This is a genomic window from Plantactinospora sp. BB1, assembly GCF_003030385.1.
GTDB lineage: Bacteria > Actinomycetota > Actinomycetes > Mycobacteriales > Micromonosporaceae > Plantactinospora.
The window spans coordinates 2,279,041-2,297,680 of record NZ_CP028159.1; the positions used below are offsets into that span (position 1 = coordinate 2,279,041).

The window sequence follows — 18,640 nt, forward strand, 5'->3', positions numbered from 1 at the left end:
GCCGCTCCGCCCGCCTCCGTCATCAAGCATTGGGGCTCCCCGTGTTCTCCGTGCCGCCCTGCGACGGCGTCGCGTTCTGCGACCCTGGTGGCGGCGGCGCCGCTACACCGGTCTGGTCCAGCGCACTCTCGACATCGCGGACTCGGGCCTGCGAGAACGCGTCGGCCTGGCCGTAGTTCTTGCTGACCTTCTCGGCGGCGGTGGCGAGGCCGCCGGTGCCGTCGCCGACGTCCCAGACTCGCGTCGAGGTGTCCTGCTGGACGGTCCGGTGCGCCTCGAAGAACGACACCAACTCGGCGAAGCCCGCGTGCGGCGAAGGCAAGTTGGGCAGCATGTCCGACTGGACTTCTTCCATGTGTGGGACGTAGTTCTTCTGGACCTCGGCCAGGAGCTGCTGGGCGAACTCTTCCATTCGCTGGATGTCAGCCTCTATGGCGCCGCCGTAGTCGCGCAGCCACGCAGGGCCGCGGTCTTCCTCAGGTATCACGTCTTCTCCCCAGGTGCTACGTACTGCCCCACACCAAGGTTAGTGGGTACGGGCCGGCGTGGGCAGCCCCGTCGGGGCGCCGAGAGCAGGTCAGTGAGGAAGGCCGGAGACCCGCCAGGCGTCACCACCGGTGTGGGCCGGCATGCCGGACGGGGACACCGTACCGGGGCGACCGCTCTGTGCCCAGGTCGACACGGCGGCGGGTCGGGCCGATGTGGTCGGTCGCGGACGGAGGAAGATCGCCCCGACCAGGGCGGCCAACTCCTCCGGGGTGGGGGTACCTCGGACCACCCGGAGCAGCGGTTCTTCGTCGGTCATGGCATTGAGGGTACGTCCTCGTCAATTGGTGGGCGTCTCAGATAGGCGTGCCGAGGGTGTGACTCTTGTTGCCGTTGGGTACCGTCCACGGGTGTCTAGTGCGCCTCCTCAACTCATCGCTGACCGGTACCGACTTGTCGAGCCGCTCGGCCAGGGCGGGATGGGTCGGGTCTGGAAGGCGCGTGACGAGGTGCTGCACCGCGACGTCGCGATCAAGGAGTTGGTTCCGCCGCCGGGGCTGACCGAGGACGAGCGTCGGGAGATGCGCGAGCGCTCGCTCCGCGAGGCACGGGCGATCGCCCGACTCAACCACGCGAACGTGGTCCGGGTCTTCGACGTACTGCGTACTGACGGTGATCCGTGGATCGTCATGGAGTACATCCCGTCGCGGTCGTTGCAGGACGTACTTGCCAGTGACGGGCCGGTGTCGCCGACCCGGGCCGCCGAGATCGGGCTCGGGGTGCTCGGCGCGCTGAAGTCCGCGCACCGGGCCGGGGTGATGCACCGGGACGTGAAGCCCGGCAACGTGCTGCTCGGCGACGACGGCCGAGTGGTACTGACCGACTTCGGCCTCGCCACCGTGCCGGGTGACCCGAACGTGACCCGTACCGGACTGGTACTGGGGTCGCCCGCGTACATCGCGCCGGAGCGGGCGAAGGACGGCACGGCCGGGCCGGAGGGTGACCTCTGGTCGCTGGGCGCGACGCTCTACGCCGCCGTCGAGGGGCAGTCGCCGTTCGCCCGGCCCTCCGCGATCGCGACGTTGGCAGCGCTGGCCACCGAACCGCCGCCGGTGTCGCGCCGCGCCGGCCCGCTCAAGGCCGTGCTCGCGGGGCTGTTGCGCAAGGATCCGACGACGCGGATCAACGCCGAGGTGGCGGAGCGGTTGCTCCGTCGCGCGTCAGGCCGGCGCAGGAACCCGGGGCTGTCACTGCTTGACGGGGTACGCCGACCGGGGCCGCACGGCCCGCGCGAACCGGGCGAGCCGCGTACCCGGATCGTGCCGTTGCCGTCGCCCCGGCAGGCCCCTGCCGCGCCACCGACCGCACCGCCCCCTGCCCCGGCGACGCCGCCGGCCGCCGAGACGACCAAGTTGCCGGCGTCTCCACCGGCTGCCGAGACGACCAAGCTCCCGACCGCTCCGCCGGCTGCCGAGACGACGAAGCTGCCCGCCCCGCCGGCCGAGAAGGAGCCGGCGGCGGAGGCACCCGCAGCGGAGGTGTCGGAGGAACCCGCCAGCTCGGACAGCGCCCGGCCGCCCGCCGAGCCGACCGTCGTCGTCGTGCCCGGACAGTCGGCCGACGAGGTCGAGGCGAAGTCGGAGCCAGCGCCAACTGCGGTCCAGCCGAAGGCGGAAACCTCGTCCTCAGAGCAGTCGCCGGCAGACCAGCAGGCAGATCAGGCAGCTCGGCAGGCAGACCAGGCGGCGCAGCCGGAGAACCTGGTGGCGCAGCCGGCGGGCCGGGCGGCGGTCCCGACGAGCCGCGACGAAGAGTACGGCGACCGGCGCGGCCCGCTGGCCGCCGTCGCGGCCGGCAACCGCCGGATGTGGCTGCTCGGCGGGCTGGTCGTACTCCTCCTGCTCGCCCTCGTCGTGATCGTGCCGCTGACCCGCGACGGCGAGTCGGGCAGCGAGGACCGGAACCCGAGTTCCGGTTCCGCACCGACGAGCCAACCGCCGGGTACGCCGTCCGCCGATCCCACCAGCGCACCCCCGGAGCCCACACCGGCGGCGACCACCGCTCAGCCGGCCCAGCCGCCGGTGACGCCGACGGGTCAGGCCGCTCCGCAGCTACCGGCGGGTTGGAAGCTGCACCAGGACCGGACCGGGTTCGCCGTGCCGGTGCCGAACGGGTGGACGGTCAGCAGGGAGGGGCCGCGGGTCAAGTTCAACGATCCCGACAGCCGCCGCTTCCTGATGATCGACCAGACGAACGATCCTCGGCCGGATCCCGTCGCGGACTGGACGGAGCAGGAGCGGTATCGACGGGGCGACTACACGAACTACCAGCGGGTGACGATCCGGTCGGTCGACTACTGGCTGAAGGCCGCCGACTGGGAGTGGCTGCACGACGAGGGCGGAGTGCGGATGCACGTCCGTAACCGGGGCTTCGTCACCAGCAGCAAGAAGGCGTACGCGATCCGCTGGGACACCGAGGCGGCCGACTGGGACCGTGAACTCGCCACCTTCAAAATCATCGCGGACGGGTTCCGACCCGCGAAGAGTTGACAGGCATGACCTCACTTTCATCGGGGTAGTGATGATCTCGACGGAAGGAGGTACGACTGATGCGTTCCCGACATCATGCGACGAAGCCGAGCATTGCACTGTGGATGCTGGTTGCGATCGGCGATCTCGCCATACTGGTGGCGAGCGTCGGAATGGTCGCGCTGATCGCGCTCGCGAGCGTCGTCACCGTGGCCGTCGCTACGGTCGGCGCTTGGTTCTTGCTGCGGCGAGGCGTGCAGAACCAGACGGCGGTGCCAGCCCAGGTCGCCATGCCCACGACGGGCCCGGCGCAGGCGGGGTCCGCCGCGCAGCTCCGCTGAGACTGGACAACGAGGGATAGCGACAGCGAGGGATAGCGGCAGCCGGATCAGTTATCGACCGGAGAGGTGATGATAGGTCCCGCTGCCGCTAACTCGTGTCAGGGCTGCGGCCAGCGGCTGTTGAGTCGTCGCGCCACCTCCGCGATGTCGTGCCGGTCCCGGGCGAGCAGGTCACTGCGGGCGTCGCGGTAGCGGGGACAGGGCCAGCGACGCCGGCACGCGACACACCGCCACATGCCGAGTAGCCGCCACAGTGGCGCCGGGCGATGTCGTTCGACTATTGCCATGGAGCGGTCGCGTTCCATTGCGGACCTCCGGCGGTTGCGGGGCGCGCGACGGCTCGCCGGGCTGTCGGAGGGAGACGAGCCGCCGCGCGGGAGACCGACCCCCGCCAAGTTGCGGACCAGGGAGGAATCGGCTCCTCGGAACTTAATGCATAAGGTAGAGCAAGGCAACACCATATGCCTCTAGATGCCTCCTGATGCTTGTGGTCGTCCGGTTCACCGTGATCAAATGTCACCGCGGACCAGGGAGTGCATCGTGCCCACCTCGAAAACACAAAAGATCATCAACGACCTCACCGAGCAGATCGAATCGGGAGCGCTGGCGCCGGGCGACCAGTTGCCGAGCACCGCAGCGCTGCGTGCGCAATACGGTGTCTCCGTCACGGTGGTGCGTGGCGCGGTGAGCTGGCTCAAGGCGAAGGGTCTGGTGCAGGGCCATCCGGGGCTGGGCGTCTTCGTCGTCGAGCACGAAAAGTAGGCAGCCCGCTGGGCAGCGGCGACGTGAGCTAGGCTCGCTCGGATGTCAGTGGACGGCTTGACAGACCTCTGGGACAAGCTCTTCGGGGCTCAGCCCGACCCACCCCCGCTGCTGGTCCTGATCACCGGGCTGGTGGCCCTCACCGTGGTGCTCACCCGGCTGCCCTGGCGGATCGGCCGCAACGCCATCACGATCGCGCACGAGGGTGGGCACGCGCTCGCGGCCGTACTCACCGGACGTCGTCTCCAGGGCATCCGGCTGCACTCGGACACCTCCGGCCTGACCCTGTCGGCGGGCCGGCCGACCGGTCCCGGGATGGTCTTCACCCTGCTCGCCGGCTATCTGGCACCGTCACTGATCGGGCTGGCCGGTGCCTGGGTACTCGGCGGAAACCGGATCACTCTGCTGCTCTGGGTCGCGGTCGCACTGCTGCTCGCCATGCTGGTGATGATCCGCAACGTCTTCGGCATCATCTCCATCGTGGTCACCACCGGGGTCGTACTCGGGGTCTCCTGGATGGCGTCGCCGGAGGTGCAGGCGGCGTTCGCGTACACCGGGGTGTGGTTCCTGCTGCTCGGCGGCGTACGGCCGGTGGGTGAACTCCAGACGCTGCGGCGGCGCGGTCAACTGCCGCAGTCGGACGCCGACCAGCTCGCCTGGCTGACCCGGGTACCGGGCCTGGTCTGGGTCGGGGTCTTCGGCGCGGTCAACCTGATCGCCCTGCTGGCCGGAGCCGCCCTGCTCACCGGCCCGATACTGAACTCCACCGGCCTGCCCGGCTGACCAGCGGGCCGGGCCGAACGCCGACCACGCCGACCACGCCGAGCCGACCACGCTGAGCGGCCGAGGAAACAGGGGACGAGATGCGTTACGTGATCATCGGTGCCGGTGCGGTCGGCGGCACCATCGGGGTACGGCTCGGCGAGGCCGGCCGGGACGTGACCCTGGTGGCCCGGGGCGCGCACCTGGCCGCGATCCGGGCGCACGGGCTGACCCTGAACACCCCGGACGGCGAGTACGTCGGCCGGCTCCCCGCCATCGGCGACCCCGCCACGGACCGAGTCGACCAGCCGCTGACCTCGGACACCGTGCTGGTGTTGACGGTGAAGTCGCAGGACACCGAGGCCGCGCTGCGGAGCTGGGCCGACCTCCCGGTCCAGGGCGGCGGTACGGCGGCAGAGCGGCTGCCGCTGCTGACCGCGCAGAACGGGGTCGCGAACGAGCGCGCCGCCGCCCGGCTCTTCGACCGGGTCTATCCGGTCTGCGTCTGGCTCCCGGCGACCCACCTCGAACCCGGACGGGTGGTGGCCAGCGGTCACCCGTACTCGGGGATGCTGCATCTCGGCGCCTTCCCACACGGTTCCGACGACCTCGCGCGGCGGATCGGCGCGGACCTGGCGGCGGCCCGGTTCCTCGCCCCGGTCCGCGACGACGTGATGCGCTGGAAGTACGGCAAGCTGCTGCGCAACCTCGGCAACGGCGTCCAGGCGCTCTTCGGCCTCTCGGTCGGCGGCACCGCATCCGGGGCCGACGACCGGCGGGCGGCCCGGGCGGCCGAGCTGCTCGCGGCGGTACTGGCCGAGGGGGAGGCGGTGCTCGACGCGGCCGGGATCGGCTACACCTCGCGGGCGGAGGAAGCCGACGAGCGCGGTGACCGGGTCGAGGCGGTACCGGTGGCCGGGCAGCCCCGGCAGGGCGGCTCGACCTGGCAGAGCCTCGCCCGGGACGCCGGATCGGTCGAGACGGACTACCTCAACGGCGAGATCGTGCTGCTCGGCCGGCTGCACGGGGTGCCGACCCCGGCCAACGCGGCGGTGCAGCGGGCGATGCGCCGGGCGGTACGCGAACACATCCCGGCCGCCGAGTTCCCGATCGCCGACCTGACCTGAGCTGAGCTGACCTGAGCTGAGCTGACCTGACCTGACCTGAGCTGAGCTGAGCTGACCTGACCTGACCTGAGCTGACCTGAGCTGACCTGAGCTGACCTGACCTGAGCTGACCTGAGCTGACCTGACCTGAGCTGACCTGAGCGACCTGACCGGTCCCGCCGAGCCCAGACCGAAGGGCATCGTTGCCGAACAGTTTGCACCCGACCCGCAACCGCACCCCGGGGCCCAGGCGTATTGGCTATGTCCGGCAGGGGAGGTCGCAGGTGCCCGACGTCGACGACTTCGACGAGTTCTACCGGGGGAGCCGGCAACGGCTGCTCGGGTACGTCTATCTGTTGACCGGTGACCTGGCCGAGGCCCAGGACGCCGTCCAGGAGGCGTACATCCGGGCGTGGCAGCGCTGGTCGCGGGTGTCCGGGTACGCCGATCCGGAGGCGTGGGTACGGGTGGTGGCCGCCCGGGTGGCGATCAGCCGCTGGCGCAGCCTGCGCAGCCGGAGCCGGGCGTACCTGCGGCACGGGTTGCCGGCCGACACCCCGGCGCCGGGTACCGAGACGATCGAGGTGGTCGCCGCGCTCCGCCGGCTGCCGGAGGAGCAACGTACCGCGATCGCCCTGTACTACCTGCTCGGCCTGCCGGTGGCCGAGGTGGCCCGGGAGACCGGGGCACCCGTCGGCACGGTGAAGGCCCGGCTGGCCCGTGGCCGGGCGGCGTTGGCCGGCCTGCTGACGGTCGTGGATCTGGAGGAGGCCGCCGATGCCTGAGTTGATGTCCACCCGGGCCGCCCAGCCCGGGTACCGGTCCGATCCGTCGACGGGTCGGTCGGCACGCCCTTCCACCAGCGGTCCGACGGATCTGTCGGCCGGGGTGGGGCCGGAGCTGGCGGACCGGATCGCCGAGGAGGTCGCCACGGTCCGCTGGCTCGCGCCCGAGGAGATCCGCACGCGGGCCCGGCGGCGTAGTCGGATCAGGTCGCTGGTCGGGACGGTCGCGGTGCTCGTCGTGGTCGCGTCGGGCTCGGTGATGGCCGTCGAGCGGTACGTGCCACGGCCGCTGCCGGCCGGGGGGCAGCCGCTGCTGGCCGGACCGTCGGCTCCGGTGCCGTCGCCGGATCCGGTCGCCATTCCGGCGTCGGCACTGCTGCAACCGGAGGACGTCGGGCCGGGGCTGGTGGTGGAACGGGAGGAGGTGCGGCTGGAGACGGTGGTGGAGGTGGTCGATGCGACCGTGCCGCTGGGCTGCCCCGGGTACGCGCTACGGGACCGCTACGACGGGCTGGCCCGGGTGGTCCGCCGGCACACCGTGCAGCAGCCGCCGACGGTACCCGGTGACCCGCACAGCGGCGCGCCGGTCGTACACGAACGGGTCTTCCGGCTCCTCCCCGGCGCGGCCCGGCAGGTCTTCGCGGACGCCCGTGCGGTGCCCGACCTCTGCGCCGAATACCGCACCCCCGGGGCGATCGAGGTCGACGGCCGCGGGCTTGCCGTCGACGCGGAGCACCGCTGGCGGGTCCTGGCCGAGGACTTCGCCGGGGACGAGTCGGTGCTGCTGGACTGGCGGACCACGGTCCGCCGGCAGGACAGTGCGGCGGTGGTCGACGGCCCGGCCAGCCGGCTGGTCGGAGTCGTCCGGGTCGGCGACCTGGTGGCCACTGTGGACCGGGTCGACGAGGCGCCGGACCCGAAGCGGGCCGAGGCGTTGACCCGGCGCGCCGCCGTCCGGCTCTGCGAGGCCGCGAACCCGCCCTGTTGAGTCGCCCCGGCCGGGGTCAGAGCGGGATGTTGCCGTGCTTCTTCGCCGGCAGCGTCTCGCGCTTGGTGCGGAGGATCCGCAGCCCCCGCACGATCTGGCTCCTGGTCTCCGCCGGCCGGATCACCGAGTCGACGTAGCCGCGCTCGGCCGCCACATAGGGGTTGGCGAGGGTGTCCTCGTACTCCCGGATCTTCTCGGCCCGGACGGCGGCCGGATCGTCGGCGGCGGCCAGCTCGGCACGGTAGAGGATGTTCACCGCGCCCTGCGCGCCCATCACCGCGATCTGCGCGGTCGGCCAGGCGAAGTTGAGGTCCGCGCCGAGGTGCTTGGAGCCCATCACGTCGTACGCCCCGCCGTACGCCTTCCGGGTGATCACGGTGACCTTCGGGACGGTGGCCTCGGCGTACGCGTAGATCAGCTTGGCGCCCCGCCGGATGATGCCGTCCCACTCCTGGCCGGTACCGGGCAGGAAGCCTGGAACGTCCACAAAGGTGAGTACCGGGATGTTGAACGCGTCGCAGGTGCGGACGAACCGGGCGGCCTTCTCCGAGGCGGCGATGTCCAGGCAGCCGGCGAAGTGCATCGGCTGGTTCGCCACCACCCCGACCGGCCGCCCCTCGACCCGACCGAAGCCGACCACGATGTTCTGCGCGTAGAGGGGCTGTACCTCCAGGAACTCCCCTTCGTCGAGAACGTGCTCGATCACCTGGCGGATGTCGTACGGCTGGTTCGCCGAGTCCGGGATCAGCGTGTCCAGTTCCCGGTCGACGTCGGTGACCTCCAGCTCGGCCGGGGCCTCGAAGACCGGCGCCTCGTCGAGGTTGTTGCTCGGCAGGTACGACAGCAGCGCCCTGACGTAGTCGATCGCGTCGTCCTCGTCGGTGGCCAGGTAGTGCGCGTTGCCGCTGCGGGTGTTGTGGGTACGCGCCCCGCCCAGCTCCTCCATCGCGACGTCCTCACCGGTCACCGTCTTGATCACATCCGGCCCGGTGATGAACATGTGCGAGGTCTGGTCGACCATCACGGTGAAGTCGGTGACCGCCGGGGAGTAGACGGCCCCGCCCGCACAAGGACCCATCACCAGGGAGATCTGCGGGATCACCCCGGAGGCGCGGACGTTGCGGAAGAAGATCTCGCCGTAGAGGCCGAGGCTGACCACGCCCTCCTGGATCCGGGCGCCGCCGGAGTCGTTGATCCCGATCACCGGGCAGCCGATCTTCATCGCCAGGTCCATCACCTTGACGATCTTCTCGCCGAAGACCTCGCCGAGGGAGCCGCCGAAGACCGTGAAGTCCTGGGCGAAGACGCAGACCTGCCGGCCGTCGACGGTGCCGTACCCGGTCACCACGCCGTCGCCGTACGGGCGGGTGCGGTCCAGCCCGAAGTTGGTCGACCGGTGTCGGGCCAGCCCGTCCAGCTCGACGAAGGAACCGGGGTCGAGCAGCAGCTCGATCCGCTCCCGGGCGGTCTTCTTGCCCCGGGCGTGCTGTTTCTCCACCGCCCGGGCCGAACCGGCGTGCACCGCCTCGTCGACCCGGCGGTCCAGGTCCGCGAGGCGGCCGGCGGTGCTGTGGGGGTCGACGTCGGTGGTGCTCGGCTGCCCAGTCACGTTCGCGATCGTAACGACGGCCGGCGCCCCGGCCACCGCCCGGTGGCGGGGCGTGTGCCGCACCACCCGGCCCCGGGACTCGATCTCCGTGCGGGGAGCCCGGCCGGCGACCGGCGGGAGGACCCCGCCGCGACGGTCGGCCCCGCACCGGCGGGCCGGAGCCGTACGCTGGGCTGATGCCGGGATCGCCGTACACCGACCTGGACCGTCCGCCGCTCGACGCGCGGCGGCTCCGGCGGGCCCTGATCACCCCGGAGAGCCTCTGGACCCGGCTGATACTGCACCGCGAGACCGGGTCGACGAACGCCGACGCGGCCGAGGCCGCCCGGGCCGGTGAGCCGGAGGGGCTGGTGGTGGTCGCCGAGCGGCAGACCGCGGGGCGGGGCCGGCGCGGGCGTACCTGGGAGTCGCCGGCCCGGGCCGGGCTCGCGGTCAGCGTGCTGCTCCGGCCCGGGTTGGCCGAGCCCGCCCGGGACTGGCCGGCGGTGCCGGCGTCCCGGTACGGCTGGCTGCCCCTGCTGGCCGGTGTCGCCCTGGTGGAGGCGGTGGACCTGCTGGCCGAGCTGGACTCGGCGCTGAAGTGGCCGAACGATCTCCTGCTCTGGGCCGGCCCGCGCAACGGCCGCCCCGCCGAGCGGTCCCCGGACGAGACCGGCCGGTTCCCGGACGAGACGGGCCGGTCCCCGGGCGCGGCGGGCGCCGAGGGTCCGTCGACCGGTGCGGCCGGTGGCCGGCCGAACGGCGAGGCGAAGGCCGCCGGGATCCTGGCCGAGGGGGTCTCCGCGGCCGGTGCGGCGGACCCGGGGGTGGTGCTCGGGCTGGGCGTGAACGTCACGGTCCGCGCCGACGAGTTGCCGGTCAACCCGACCGGGCTGCCGGCCACCTCGCTGCAACTGGCCGGTGCGGCGGCCACCGACCGGGACCCGCTGCTGCGGGCGCTGCTGCGCGGAATCGACCGCTGGTACGGCCGCTGGCGGACCGCCGGTGGCGACGCGCTCGCCTGCGGCCTGCACGAGGCGTACGTGCGCAACTGCGCCACCCTGGGCCGCGAGGTACGGGTGCTGCTGCCGGCCGGGGACGAACTGGTCGGCACCGCCAGCACGGTCGACCCGGACGGGCAACTGGTGCTCGCCACCGCTGACGGCGAGCGCCGGGTCGCCGCCGGCGACGTCCTGCACCTGCGCTGACGTCCTGCACCTGCGCTGACCGCCAGCGCTCACCGGCGACCGGATCGTCGGCAGGGATCGGCTGCGGGGATCGGCTGCGGAGTCGCCGCGAAGTCGACGACGACCGTCCGACTCGCCGCCGCCTTCGCGGAATCCCGACCGTCGATAAAGAGTCGATACCGGATACCACGGCGGTGGCGCGGAACCGCTACGGTCACCGCGGACATTCGGTTATGGACGAGGAGGATGGGGTGGCTTTCCCTGAGGACGTGCTCACCCAGGACGAGCATGTCGTAACGCACCTGCACCCACACTGGAAGGCGTTGATCCGACCGGTCGTGGTGCTGGTGCTGGCCGTTGCCGCCGTGGTCGCCGGCCTCGTTCTGCTGCCGTCGAGCGGTGCCGGCACGGTGCTCGGCTACGTGATCGCGGCGGTCGCGCTGGTGCTGGTGGTCTGGTTGAGCGTCCGGCCGTACCTGGTCTGGCGGACCACGCACTATCTGTTCACCAACGAGCGGGTGCTGTTGCAGAAGGGCGTCTTCTCCCGCGACCGCCGGGACATCCCGCTCGGCCGGATCAACGACCACTCGATGAACCAGAAGTTTCTCGAACGGCTGCTCGGCTGCGGCACGCTGACCATCGAGTCGGCCGGCGAGCGGGGCCAGTCGGTGCTGGAGGACATCCCGGGCGTGGAGCGGGTGCAGACCATGCTCTACGAACTCGTCGAGGCCAACCACGACAAGCACTCGCTCGGTGACGGCGAGATGCGCGAGATCATGGCCGACATGGCCGAGGGCAAGCCGCTGCGCGAAGAGTCGAACAAGCCGCTGCGCGAAGAGTCGAAGTAACGTCCGGAAGGGCCCCTGGCACCCGAGTCGCCGCGCGCGGCCGGGCAGGGGCCCTTTCGTTCGGGCGCCCGGCCAGGTCAGCCCGGCGGCAGCGGCTCCCGCATGAGGAACCAGCCCCGGAAGCGGGTACGCAGCACCTCGCGGTCCGGCTTGCCCTCCGCGTCCAGCCGGTCCATGCTGGCGGTCAGGGTGACGGTCCCGAAGCCGGGCCGCGCGACCGACGGCTTGCTGCCGAGTACGGTCAGCCGGGTCGCCAGCCGGTCACCGGCGCGTACCGGGGCCAGCCAACGCAGCTCCTCCAGCCCGGGTGAGGCGTCCCCGGCGGCCCGGGCGAGCACGTGGTCGACGTACGCCCGCATGAAGAGGCTCACCGTGAAGAAGCCGCTGGCGATCAGTCCGCCGTGATGGCTGCGCCGGGCCAACTCCTCGTCGACGTGGTACCACTGCGGGTCGAAGCGCCGGGCGAAGTCGACCATCTCCCGCCCGTCGACGACGGTGATCCCGAGGTCGAAGGAGCGGCCGGGCGTCAGGTCCTCGAAGAACAGTTCGGCGGGCGCGCCGGTACCCGAGCGGCTCACCGCGCCGCTCAGCGGGCTGACGAACGCCGGGGAGCGGCGTTCAGCTCGGCGGCGAGTTCGGTCTCCAGCGCGGCGTCGATGGTCTCGGCGAACTGGACCTCGAGCGGCTGGGCGGAGGCGTCCGGCGTCCCGGCAGCGGTTCGCCGCCCGTTCGCGGCGGGTGTGGCCGCGTGGTCGGGTACCCCGGTCTCCGGACCCGCGCCCTGACCACCACCGGCAACGCCGGCAGGCTGGGGGCCGGCAGTGTCGGGCTCGGTGAGCTCGCCGACCGCCTCGGCGAGTTCGGCGACCGGGTCGAGCTCGGCCAGGAAGTCGTCGTCCAGCTCGGCGGTCCGCTTGGAGGCGGTGGTGCCGCCCGCCGCACCGTCCTCGACCGGGACGAACGACCTGTTCGGGGATTTCCGGAAGACAAAGGTGCGGTAGGACCAGAACCGGAAGATGGTGGCCAGCCCGACGCCGACCGTCTTGGCGACGTTGAGCGCCAGCAGGCTGCTGATGCCGAACCCGTACTTGGCCACGGCGAGTACGCCCAGCTCGATGGCCAGCCCGGCGCCGTTGAAGAGGAAGAAGAGGGCGTACTCGCGGCGCATTGCCGACTTCGGTCGGTCCCGGTAGGTCCAGTGCCGATTCATCAGATAGGACGAGACGGTGGCGACGACCGTGGCGATGACATTCGCCTTCAGTTGCCCGTCAGCGAACACGGTGAGCGCCAGGGCGTTGAACACCGCGTAGTTGATGGCGGCGTTCAAACCCCCGACGGCACCGAATTTCAGCACCTCACGCAGGAACTTCTGCCAGCGTTCGGGCAACAGACGGGCGAAACGCATTCGACCACCTTAGGGCAGATCTGGGCGCCGGGTGCGCCGACCGGACGGAGGTGGGTTGCCGGTCACTGCCTCTTGTGACTCTGCGTGATCACATCCGGTGCGTCGGCGGCCGCCGGGCCGACGAAGACGAACCGGCGGTAGGACCAGAACCGGAAGAAGGTGCCGAGCGCGGCGCCGACGAAGTTGGCCGCGATGTTGTCGGCGACCAGCGACTTGAACACGCCCGGCCAGATGCTGCCGAGCCCGTAGTGGCTGATGGCCAGGCAGGCGAGGCCGATGCCCAGGCCGACGGCGTTGAAGAAGAAGTAGAGCGAGTATTCCCGGGCCATGCCGGAGCGTTCCCGGTGCCGCCAGGTCCAGAACCGGTTGCCGACGAAGGCGACGGTCGCGGCGATGACCGTGGAGAAGGTCTTCGCGGTGAGGGTCTCCCAGCCGAGGCTCGCGTTGGCGTAGTTGAACAGTACGAAGTCGACCACGAAGGCCACCCCGCCGACCGTGCCGAACTTGCCCAGCTCATGGATCAGGTGACCGAACCGGTCCAGAAGGGTGCGAATCACGCCGCGTCGTGCATCCGGCAGGGAGGGCTGTTCGCCGGTGGCGGTCGAGGACACGGCTTGAGCGTACCGGTTGCCGCTCGTCCGCACGGGCCGCAACCGGCGACTCGCGGCGCCGGACCCCGTCCGGCCCGGCGTGCCGAGCGTGCGGGTCCGGCGAGCGGAGGGTCGGATGTGACGTCCGGGTCACCTGGCGTCACTGACCACTGTGAGGATGCCGTGACGCAATGCGGTTGCCCTGAAGGATTTGCGTGAAACTGCGCGTGGGAGCGAGGAAAGAATCGCCTTACCGCAGCCCGGCCGCATCTTGTGCAGTTCTTCACAACCAGTCTCGCTGCCCCGAACGCCGGCTCGGTTTACGCTGACGGAAATCCCAGGCTTTCACAAGGCGACGCGGTCGCCGGTCTGTTCGGCACCGCACGCCCTGCAATCGGTCAGCGTCGACCAAAGGAGAACTGTCATGGCCGCTCCGGCTACTATCCGGGGTCTCGATCAAGCTCCGACAAGCCATCCGAAACTACTCGCCTGGGTCAAAGAGGTAGCCGAACTCACCAGTCCCGACCAGGTGGTCTGGGTCGACGGCTCGGACGAGGAATGGCGCCGGATCACCGACGAACTGGTCGACGCCGGCACCCTCGTACGCCTCGATCCGGCCCGTAAGCCGAACTCGTTCTGGGGGCGTACCGATCCTGGCGATGTGGCCCGGGCCGAGGACCGCACCTTCATCTGCTCGGTCGACGAGGGCGATGCCGGCCCCACCAACAACTGGATGGCCCCGGCCGAGATGAAGCGCATCATGACCGACCTCTACCGGGGTTCGATGCGCGGACGCACCATGTACGTCATTCCGTTCTGCATGGGTCCGCTGGAGGCGGAACAGCCGATGTTCGGCGTCGAGATCACCGACAGCCCGTACGTCGTGGCGAGCATGCGCATCATGACCCGGATGGGCACGACGGTGCTGGCCGGGATGGGGGAGGACGCGGACTTCGTGCACGCGCTGCACTCGGTCGGCGCACCGCTGGAGCCGGGCCAGTCGGACGTGGCCTGGCCCTGCAACGACACCAAGTACATCTCGCACTTCCCCGAGACCCGGGAGATCTGGTCCTACGGCTCCGGCTACGGCGGCAACTCGCTGCTCGGCAAGAAGTGCTACTCGCTGCGGATCGCCAGCGTGATGGCCCGGGACGAGGGCTGGCTCGCCGAGCACATGCTCATCATGAAGCTGACCTCGCCGGAGGGAACGGTGAAGTACATCGCCGGCGCCTTCCCGTCCGCCTGCGGCAAGACCAACCTGGCGATGCTGGAGCCGACCATCCCGGGCTGGAAGGTCGAGACGATCGGCGACGACATCGCCTGGATGCGGTTCGGCCCGGACGGCCGGCTCTACGCGGTCAACCCCGAGTACGGCCTCTTCGGCGTCGCGCCCGGCACCGGCTGGAAGACCAACGCCAACGCGATGCGCACCATCGACCTGGGGAACTCCATCTTCACCAACGTCGGGCTGACCGACGACGGTGACATCTGGTGGGAGGGGATGAGCGAGCCGCCGGCCCACCTCATCGACTGGAAGGGCCGGGACTGGACCCCGGAGAGCGGCGAACTCTCCTCGCACGCCAACAGCCGGTTCTGCACCCCGCTGCTCCAGTGCCCGATCGTCGCCGACGAGTTCAACGACCCGAACGGCGTACCGATCGACGCGATCCTGTTCGGCGGGCGGCGCAAGGACACCATCCCGCTGGTCACCGAGGCCCGGGACTGGGTGCACGGTGTCTACATGGGAGCGACGCTCTCCTCGGAGACCACCGCCGCCGCCTCCGGCGAGGTCGGCGTGGTCCGCCGGGACCCGATGGCGATGCTGCCGTTCATTGGCTACCACGGCGGGGACTACTTCCGGCACTGGATCGAGATGGGCAAGGGCACCGACGGCGACGAGTCGAAGCTGCCGAAGATCTACTACGTCAACTGGTTCCGCAAGAACGCCGACGGCGACTTCATCTGGCCCGGCTTCGGCGAGAACTCCCGGGTGCTCAAGTGGATCGTCGAGCGGCTGGAGGGCCGGGGCGAGGCGGTCGAGACGCCGATCGGGTTCGTACCGGCCCCGGACGCGCTCGACGTCGACGGGCTGGACATGAGCCCGGAGGACCTGCGGATCGCGACCCGGGTGGACGTCGAGGAGTGGCGCGACGAGCTGCCGATGATCACCGAGTGGTTCGAGAAGTTCGGTGACAAGCTGCCCGGCGTGCTCTGGGCCGAGCTGGACGCGCTGCGGGCCCGACTCGACGACGAGGCGGCCCGGGTCGGCGTGGACCAGCCGCGCTCGGGCCGCTAGGCACAGCCGGCCGACCAGCCGGGTTCGGCCCGCCGGGCACACCCGGCCGACCAGCCGGCCCGGCCCGCTCCGCACGCCCGAGCGGGTGTGCCGGTGGCCCGGGTCGGGCATCATCGACGGCATGACGACGGCCGCCGCGACCGAGGTCCGGCGGCCGTCCGCCGTCCGCGTGCTGACCTGGCTGCTCGCCGCGACCGCGGCGGCCACCGTCGCGGTCGACGCGCTCAACTGGTGGTACGCCGACGAGCGCGGCTTCGGGCTGGCGGTGCGCAGCGGCTGGGCGCTGCTGCGTACCCTCGGCTTCCTGATCCTGATCCGGCACGTCCGGCGGGGCCGGGCCGGTGCCCGCCCGCTCGGGCTGATCCTCGCGGTGACCACCGTCTTCGCGGTCGGCCGGCTGATCGTGCCCCGGGCCGGCGTACCCGCGCTGCCGGGAGTGCTCGGCTTCGCCGTACTGGCCGTACTCTGCGTCGCCGTCGTCTGGCTGCTCTACCGGTCGCCGTCGCTGCGGGAGTACCTGGTCCGGCACCCGAGCCGGCTGGTCGTCGACCGGCGGGGCATCTCCTGGCGGGAGGTCACCCCGCGCCGGCCGCCGGTCACCGGCTGGCTGCTCACCGCCCGGGTCGCCGCGTTCACGTACGGGCCGCTGACCCTGGTGCCCTGTCTGGTGGCGGTCGGCACGATTCTCGACGGCCGGCTGCTCGCGGTGCCTACCCTGGTGCTGTGGTTCGGCATCGGCATCGGGGTCAGCTACGCGGTGCTGTTCTGCACCTTCTTCCTGCTCCGGGGCAAGACCTGGGCGAGCGGCCTGCTGGTGCTGGTCAGCGTGGCGGTGGTCGCGGTCGACCTGGCGTTCTGCTGGCTGCTGCTCGGCGTCGACGGCCTGGTCCGGGACGGTGGGCCGCTGGTGGTGGCCGCCGGGCTGACCCTCTACGCGCTGCGCCGGGCGAGCCGGGCGGCCCGGGACGGGGTGCCGGCGGGTTCGCCCGTCGGTGCCGCCCGGCCGGGCTGAGGTGACCGGCGGTGGAGACCGTCGACGTGGCGGTGGTGGGTGCCGGGCCGGCCGGGGCCAGCGCCGCGTTGGCGGCCCGGCGGGCCGGAGCACGGGTACTGCTGCTCGACCGGGCCGACTTTCCCCGGGACAAGGCGTGCGGGGACGGGATCGCCGCACACGCGCTCGACGTACTCGCCGAACTGGGGGTTTCCGACCCGGTGTCCGGCTACCGGCCGGTGCCGGCGCTGCGGCTGGTGGCGCCCGGTGGCGGGAACGTGGCGCGGCGGCTGCCCCGGCCGGCGTACACGGTGCCCCGCCGGGTCTTCGACGCCCGGCTGGTGGCGGCGGCGCTCGCGGCCGGCGCGGAGCTGCGCCGGCACGCGGTCCGGCGGATCGAGCGCTCCGACGGCCTGGTCGTGATCGACGGTACGATCGCCGCCCGCGCCGTGGTCGGTGCCGACGGCGCCGGTTCGGTGGTCCGGCGGGCGCTGGGGCACGGACCGAATCCGGACGGGCACCTGGCGCTGGCCATCCGAGGGTACGCCCCGAACCCCGCCGGCCCCACCGAGCAGCGGATCGTCACCTCGGCCGCGCACTGGCCGGGCTACGCCTGGGCGTTCCCGATCGGGGACGGGCGGGCGAACGTCGGGTACGGCGAGGTGCTGGCCGGCCGTCCGCTGCGCCGGACCGAGCTGCTGGACCGGTTGGCGGCGCTGCTGCCCGAGATCGACCCGTCGACCGTCACCGGGCTGCGGGCGCACCACCTGCCGCTCTCCACCCGCCGGCCGGCGCCGGGCCGGGGCCGGATCGTGCTGGCCGGAGACGCGCTGTCGCTGGTCAACCCGTTCACCGGCGAGGGGATCTTCTACGCGGTCCTCTCCGGTGCGCTGGCCGGGGCGGCCGCCGCCACGGCACCGCACGCCGCCGCCGACCGGTACGCCGCCGCGCTGCGGTCGCGGCTCGGCGCTCACCTGCGGGACAGTTCGGCGGTGGCCTGGCTGGCCCGCCGGGCGCCGGTGGTGGACGGGGTGGTCCGGGCGGCCGAGCGGGACGCCCGGGTCTTCCGGACGCTGGTGGAGCTGGGCCTGGGTGACGGCCGGCTGGACGCCCGGACATTGACCAGGGTCGCCGGCGCGGTGGCCGGTTCGGCCGGGCGGCACTTCCGTCGTCGATTCTGATCGGTACGCTGCAAGGGATGAGTCTGCGCGACCTGATCTACTCGGTGTATGAGCGCCGTCTGACGGCGAAGCTCGCCGGTAAACCCGTGCCGAAGCATGTCGGGGTGATGTGCGACGGCAACCGGCGCTGGGCCAGGGAGATGGGGTACGTCGACCCCAACGACGGGCACCGGGTCGGCGCAGCCAAGATCAAAGATGTCCTGGGCTGGTGTGACCAGGCCGGGATCGGGCACGTCACGCTCTATCTGCTGGCCACCGACAACCTGCGCCGGCCGGCCAGCGAGCTGGACCCGCTGGTGCAGATCATCGAGGACCTGGTGGTCGAGCTGGCCGAGGAGGGCAACCCCTGGCGGCTGCGGATGGTCGGCGCGCTCGACCTGCTGCCGGCGCAGACCGCCATCACGCTCAAGTCGGCGCAGGAGCGCACCCAGGACCGGGTCGGCGGGGCGCAGGTCAACATCGCGGTCGGCTACGGCGGCCGGCGGGAGATCGCCGACGCGGTCCGGTCCCTGCTCTACGAGCACGCGGCGGCCGGCGGCACCATCGAGGAACTCGCCGAGGTGCTCGACGTGGACCACATCGCCGAGCACCTCTACACCCGGGGGCAGCCCGATCCCGACCTGGTGATCCGGACCAGTGGCGAGCAGCGGCTCTCCGGCTTCCTGCTCTGGCAGTCGGCGCACTCCGAGTTCTACTTCTGCGAGCTGAACTGGCCGGACTTCCGGCACGTCGACTTCCTGCGCGCACTGCGCTCGTACGCGAACCGGCAACGCCGCTACGGCGCATAGCCGGCCGC

Annotated in this window: 20 protein-coding genes and 1 pseudogene; 14 read left to right on the top strand and 7 right to left on the bottom strand. The window is 71.7% G+C overall.

Annotated features, from left to right (window positions below; all coding sequences use genetic code 11):
- Positions 1 to 22: 22 nt before the first annotated feature.
- Both C6W10_RS09840 and C6W10_RS09845 read right to left on the bottom strand, forming a co-directional pair.
- Complete coding sequence (locus C6W10_RS09840; protein WP_199853903.1) at positions 23 to 487, bottom strand: hypothetical protein; 465 nt, start codon at positions 485 to 487, stop codon at positions 23 to 25.
- A gap of 90 nt (positions 488 to 577) precedes the next feature.
- Positions 578 to 805 (bottom strand): acyl-CoA carboxylase subunit epsilon, encoded by a 228-nt coding sequence (locus C6W10_RS09845; protein ID WP_107257805.1) that lies wholly within the window; start codon positions 803 to 805, stop codon positions 578 to 580.
- 91 nt (positions 806 to 896) lie between these two features.
- Between C6W10_RS09845 and C6W10_RS09850 the strand changes: the two genes are divergently transcribed.
- Both C6W10_RS09850 and C6W10_RS09855 read left to right on the top strand, forming a co-directional pair.
- On the top strand, positions 897 to 3,035 hold the full coding sequence (locus C6W10_RS09850; protein ID WP_107257806.1) for a serine/threonine-protein kinase: 2,139 nt from the start codon (positions 897 to 899) through the stop codon (positions 3,033 to 3,035).
- 59 nt (positions 3,036 to 3,094) lie between these two features.
- The gene (locus C6W10_RS09855; protein WP_107257807.1) at positions 3,095 to 3,355 is read left to right on the top strand and encodes a hypothetical protein; all 261 of its coding nucleotides are present in this window, start codon (positions 3,095 to 3,097) and stop codon (positions 3,353 to 3,355) included.
- A gap of 98 nt (positions 3,356 to 3,453) precedes the next feature.
- Here the strand turns inward: C6W10_RS09855 and C6W10_RS37210 are convergent, their stop codons facing one another.
- Complete coding sequence (locus tag C6W10_RS37210; protein WP_159104530.1) at positions 3,454 to 3,642, bottom strand: hypothetical protein; 189 nt, start codon at positions 3,640 to 3,642, stop codon at positions 3,454 to 3,456.
- Between the two features lie 253 nt (positions 3,643 to 3,895).
- Between C6W10_RS37210 and C6W10_RS09860 the strand changes: the two genes are divergently transcribed.
- The 5 genes from C6W10_RS09860 (at position 3,896) to C6W10_RS09880 (ending at position 7,758) form a co-directional block, all read left to right on the top strand.
- A complete protein-coding gene (locus C6W10_RS09860; RefSeq protein ID WP_159104531.1) occupies positions 3,896 to 4,117 on the top strand; it encodes a winged helix-turn-helix domain-containing protein in 222 nt (73 codons plus the stop codon).
- A 42-nt stretch (positions 4,118 to 4,159) separates the two neighbouring features.
- A complete protein-coding gene (locus C6W10_RS09865; protein WP_107257809.1) occupies positions 4,160 to 4,900 on the top strand; it encodes a M50 family metallopeptidase in 741 nt (246 codons plus the stop codon).
- Positions 4,901 to 4,980: 80 nt separating this feature from the next.
- Positions 4,981 to 6,006 carry a ketopantoate reductase family protein gene (locus C6W10_RS09870; RefSeq protein ID WP_107257810.1) on the top strand — a complete coding sequence of 342 codons (1,026 nt, stop codon included), beginning with the start codon at positions 4,981 to 4,983 and terminating at the stop codon, positions 6,004 to 6,006.
- A 263-nt stretch (positions 6,007 to 6,269) separates the two neighbouring features.
- Positions 6,270 to 6,770: a SigE family RNA polymerase sigma factor gene (locus C6W10_RS09875; RefSeq protein ID WP_107257811.1), complete on the top strand. Its 501-nt coding sequence runs from the start codon at positions 6,270 to 6,272 to the stop codon at positions 6,768 to 6,770.
- Positions 6,763 to 7,758, top strand: a complete 996-nt coding sequence (locus tag C6W10_RS09880; RefSeq protein ID WP_159104532.1) for a hypothetical protein — start codon at positions 6,763 to 6,765, stop codon at positions 7,756 to 7,758. The genes C6W10_RS09875 and C6W10_RS09880 overlap by 8 nt, the downstream gene beginning before the upstream one ends.
- Positions 7,759 to 7,774: 16 nt before the next feature.
- Here the strand turns inward: C6W10_RS09880 and C6W10_RS09885 are convergent, their stop codons facing one another.
- Positions 7,775 to 9,367 (bottom strand): acyl-CoA carboxylase subunit beta, encoded by a 1,593-nt coding sequence (locus C6W10_RS09885; protein WP_107263805.1) that lies wholly within the window; start codon positions 9,365 to 9,367, stop codon positions 7,775 to 7,777.
- 176 nt (positions 9,368 to 9,543) lie between these two features.
- Here C6W10_RS09885 and C6W10_RS39660 point away from each other — a divergent pair.
- The 3 genes and pseudogenes from C6W10_RS39660 to C6W10_RS09895 all read left to right on the top strand — a co-directional run.
- Positions 9,544 to 9,969 (top strand): annotated as a pseudogene (locus tag C6W10_RS39660) (biotin--[acetyl-CoA-carboxylase] ligase); the annotation flags it as partial.
- 420 nt (positions 9,970 to 10,389) lie between these two features.
- The gene (locus tag C6W10_RS39665; RefSeq protein ID WP_369938668.1) at positions 10,390 to 10,554 is read left to right on the top strand and encodes a hypothetical protein; all 165 of its coding nucleotides are present in this window, start codon (positions 10,390 to 10,392) and stop codon (positions 10,552 to 10,554) included.
- A 230-nt stretch (positions 10,555 to 10,784) separates the two neighbouring features.
- Positions 10,785 to 11,381 carry a PH domain-containing protein gene (locus C6W10_RS09895; protein WP_107263806.1) on the top strand — a complete coding sequence of 199 codons (597 nt, stop codon included), beginning with the start codon at positions 10,785 to 10,787 and terminating at the stop codon, positions 11,379 to 11,381.
- A gap of 77 nt (positions 11,382 to 11,458) precedes the next feature.
- Here the strand turns inward: C6W10_RS09895 and C6W10_RS09900 are convergent, their stop codons facing one another.
- The 3 genes from C6W10_RS09900 to C6W10_RS09910 form a co-directional block, all read right to left on the bottom strand.
- Positions 11,459 to 11,959, bottom strand: a complete 501-nt coding sequence (locus C6W10_RS09900; RefSeq protein ID WP_199853164.1) for a MaoC/PaaZ C-terminal domain-containing protein — start codon at positions 11,957 to 11,959, stop codon at positions 11,459 to 11,461.
- A gap of 8 nt (positions 11,960 to 11,967) precedes the next feature.
- Positions 11,968 to 12,786, bottom strand: coding sequence for a GtrA family protein (locus tag C6W10_RS09905; protein ID WP_107257814.1), 819 nt, complete (start codon positions 12,784 to 12,786; stop codon positions 11,968 to 11,970).
- Positions 12,787 to 12,848: 62 nt separating this feature from the next.
- A complete protein-coding gene (locus C6W10_RS09910; protein WP_234359195.1) occupies positions 12,849 to 13,343 on the bottom strand; it encodes a GtrA family protein in 495 nt (164 codons plus the stop codon).
- Between the two features lie 457 nt (positions 13,344 to 13,800).
- Here C6W10_RS09910 and C6W10_RS09915 point away from each other — a divergent pair, with 457 nt between their 5' ends.
- The 4 genes from C6W10_RS09915 (at position 13,801) to C6W10_RS09930 (ending at position 18,632) form a co-directional block, all read left to right on the top strand.
- On the top strand, positions 13,801 to 15,672 hold the full coding sequence (locus C6W10_RS09915) for a phosphoenolpyruvate carboxykinase (GTP) (RefSeq protein ID WP_107257816.1): 1,872 nt from the start codon (positions 13,801 to 13,803) through the stop codon (positions 15,670 to 15,672).
- A gap of 121 nt (positions 15,673 to 15,793) precedes the next feature.
- Positions 15,794 to 16,684 (top strand): hypothetical protein, encoded by an 891-nt coding sequence (locus C6W10_RS09920; RefSeq protein WP_107263808.1) that lies wholly within the window; start codon positions 15,794 to 15,796, stop codon positions 16,682 to 16,684.
- Between the two features lie 11 nt (positions 16,685 to 16,695).
- A complete protein-coding gene (locus C6W10_RS09925) occupies positions 16,696 to 17,844 on the top strand; it encodes a geranylgeranyl reductase family protein (protein ID WP_107257817.1) in 1,149 nt (382 codons plus the stop codon).
- A 17-nt stretch (positions 17,845 to 17,861) separates the two neighbouring features.
- Positions 17,862 to 18,632, top strand: coding sequence for an isoprenyl transferase (locus C6W10_RS09930; RefSeq protein ID WP_107257818.1), 771 nt, complete (start codon positions 17,862 to 17,864; stop codon positions 18,630 to 18,632).
- The last annotated feature ends 8 nt before the right edge of the window (positions 18,633 to 18,640 follow it).

Excerpts from the sequence above, each read along its gene's own strand:
- C6W10_RS09845 (WP_107257805.1), bottom strand. The coding sequence starts at position 805 with ATGACCGACGAAGAACCGCTGCTCCGGGTGGTCCGAGGTACCCCCACC.
- C6W10_RS09855 (WP_107257807.1), top strand. The coding sequence starts at position 3,095 with ATGCGTTCCCGACATCATGCGACGAAGCCGAGCATTGCACTGTGGATG.
- C6W10_RS37210 (WP_159104530.1), bottom strand. The coding sequence starts at position 3,642 with ATGGCAATAGTCGAACGACATCGCCCGGCGCCACTGTGGCGGCTACTC.
- C6W10_RS09865 (WP_107257809.1), top strand. The coding sequence starts at position 4,160 with ATGTCAGTGGACGGCTTGACAGACCTCTGGGACAAGCTCTTCGGGGCT.
- C6W10_RS09870 (WP_107257810.1), top strand. The coding sequence starts at position 4,981 with ATGCGTTACGTGATCATCGGTGCCGGTGCGGTCGGCGGCACCATCGGG.
- C6W10_RS09880 (WP_159104532.1), top strand. The coding sequence starts at position 6,763 with ATGCCTGAGTTGATGTCCACCCGGGCCGCCCAGCCCGGGTACCGGTCC.
- C6W10_RS09905 (WP_107257814.1), bottom strand. The coding sequence starts at position 12,786 with ATGCGTTTCGCCCGTCTGTTGCCCGAACGCTGGCAGAAGTTCCTGCGT.
- C6W10_RS09915 (WP_107257816.1), top strand. The coding sequence starts at position 13,801 with ATGGCCGCTCCGGCTACTATCCGGGGTCTCGATCAAGCTCCGACAAGC.
- C6W10_RS09920 (WP_107263808.1), top strand. The coding sequence starts at position 15,794 with ATGACGACGGCCGCCGCGACCGAGGTCCGGCGGCCGTCCGCCGTCCGC.
- C6W10_RS09930 (WP_107257818.1), top strand. The coding sequence starts at position 17,862 with ATGAGTCTGCGCGACCTGATCTACTCGGTGTATGAGCGCCGTCTGACG.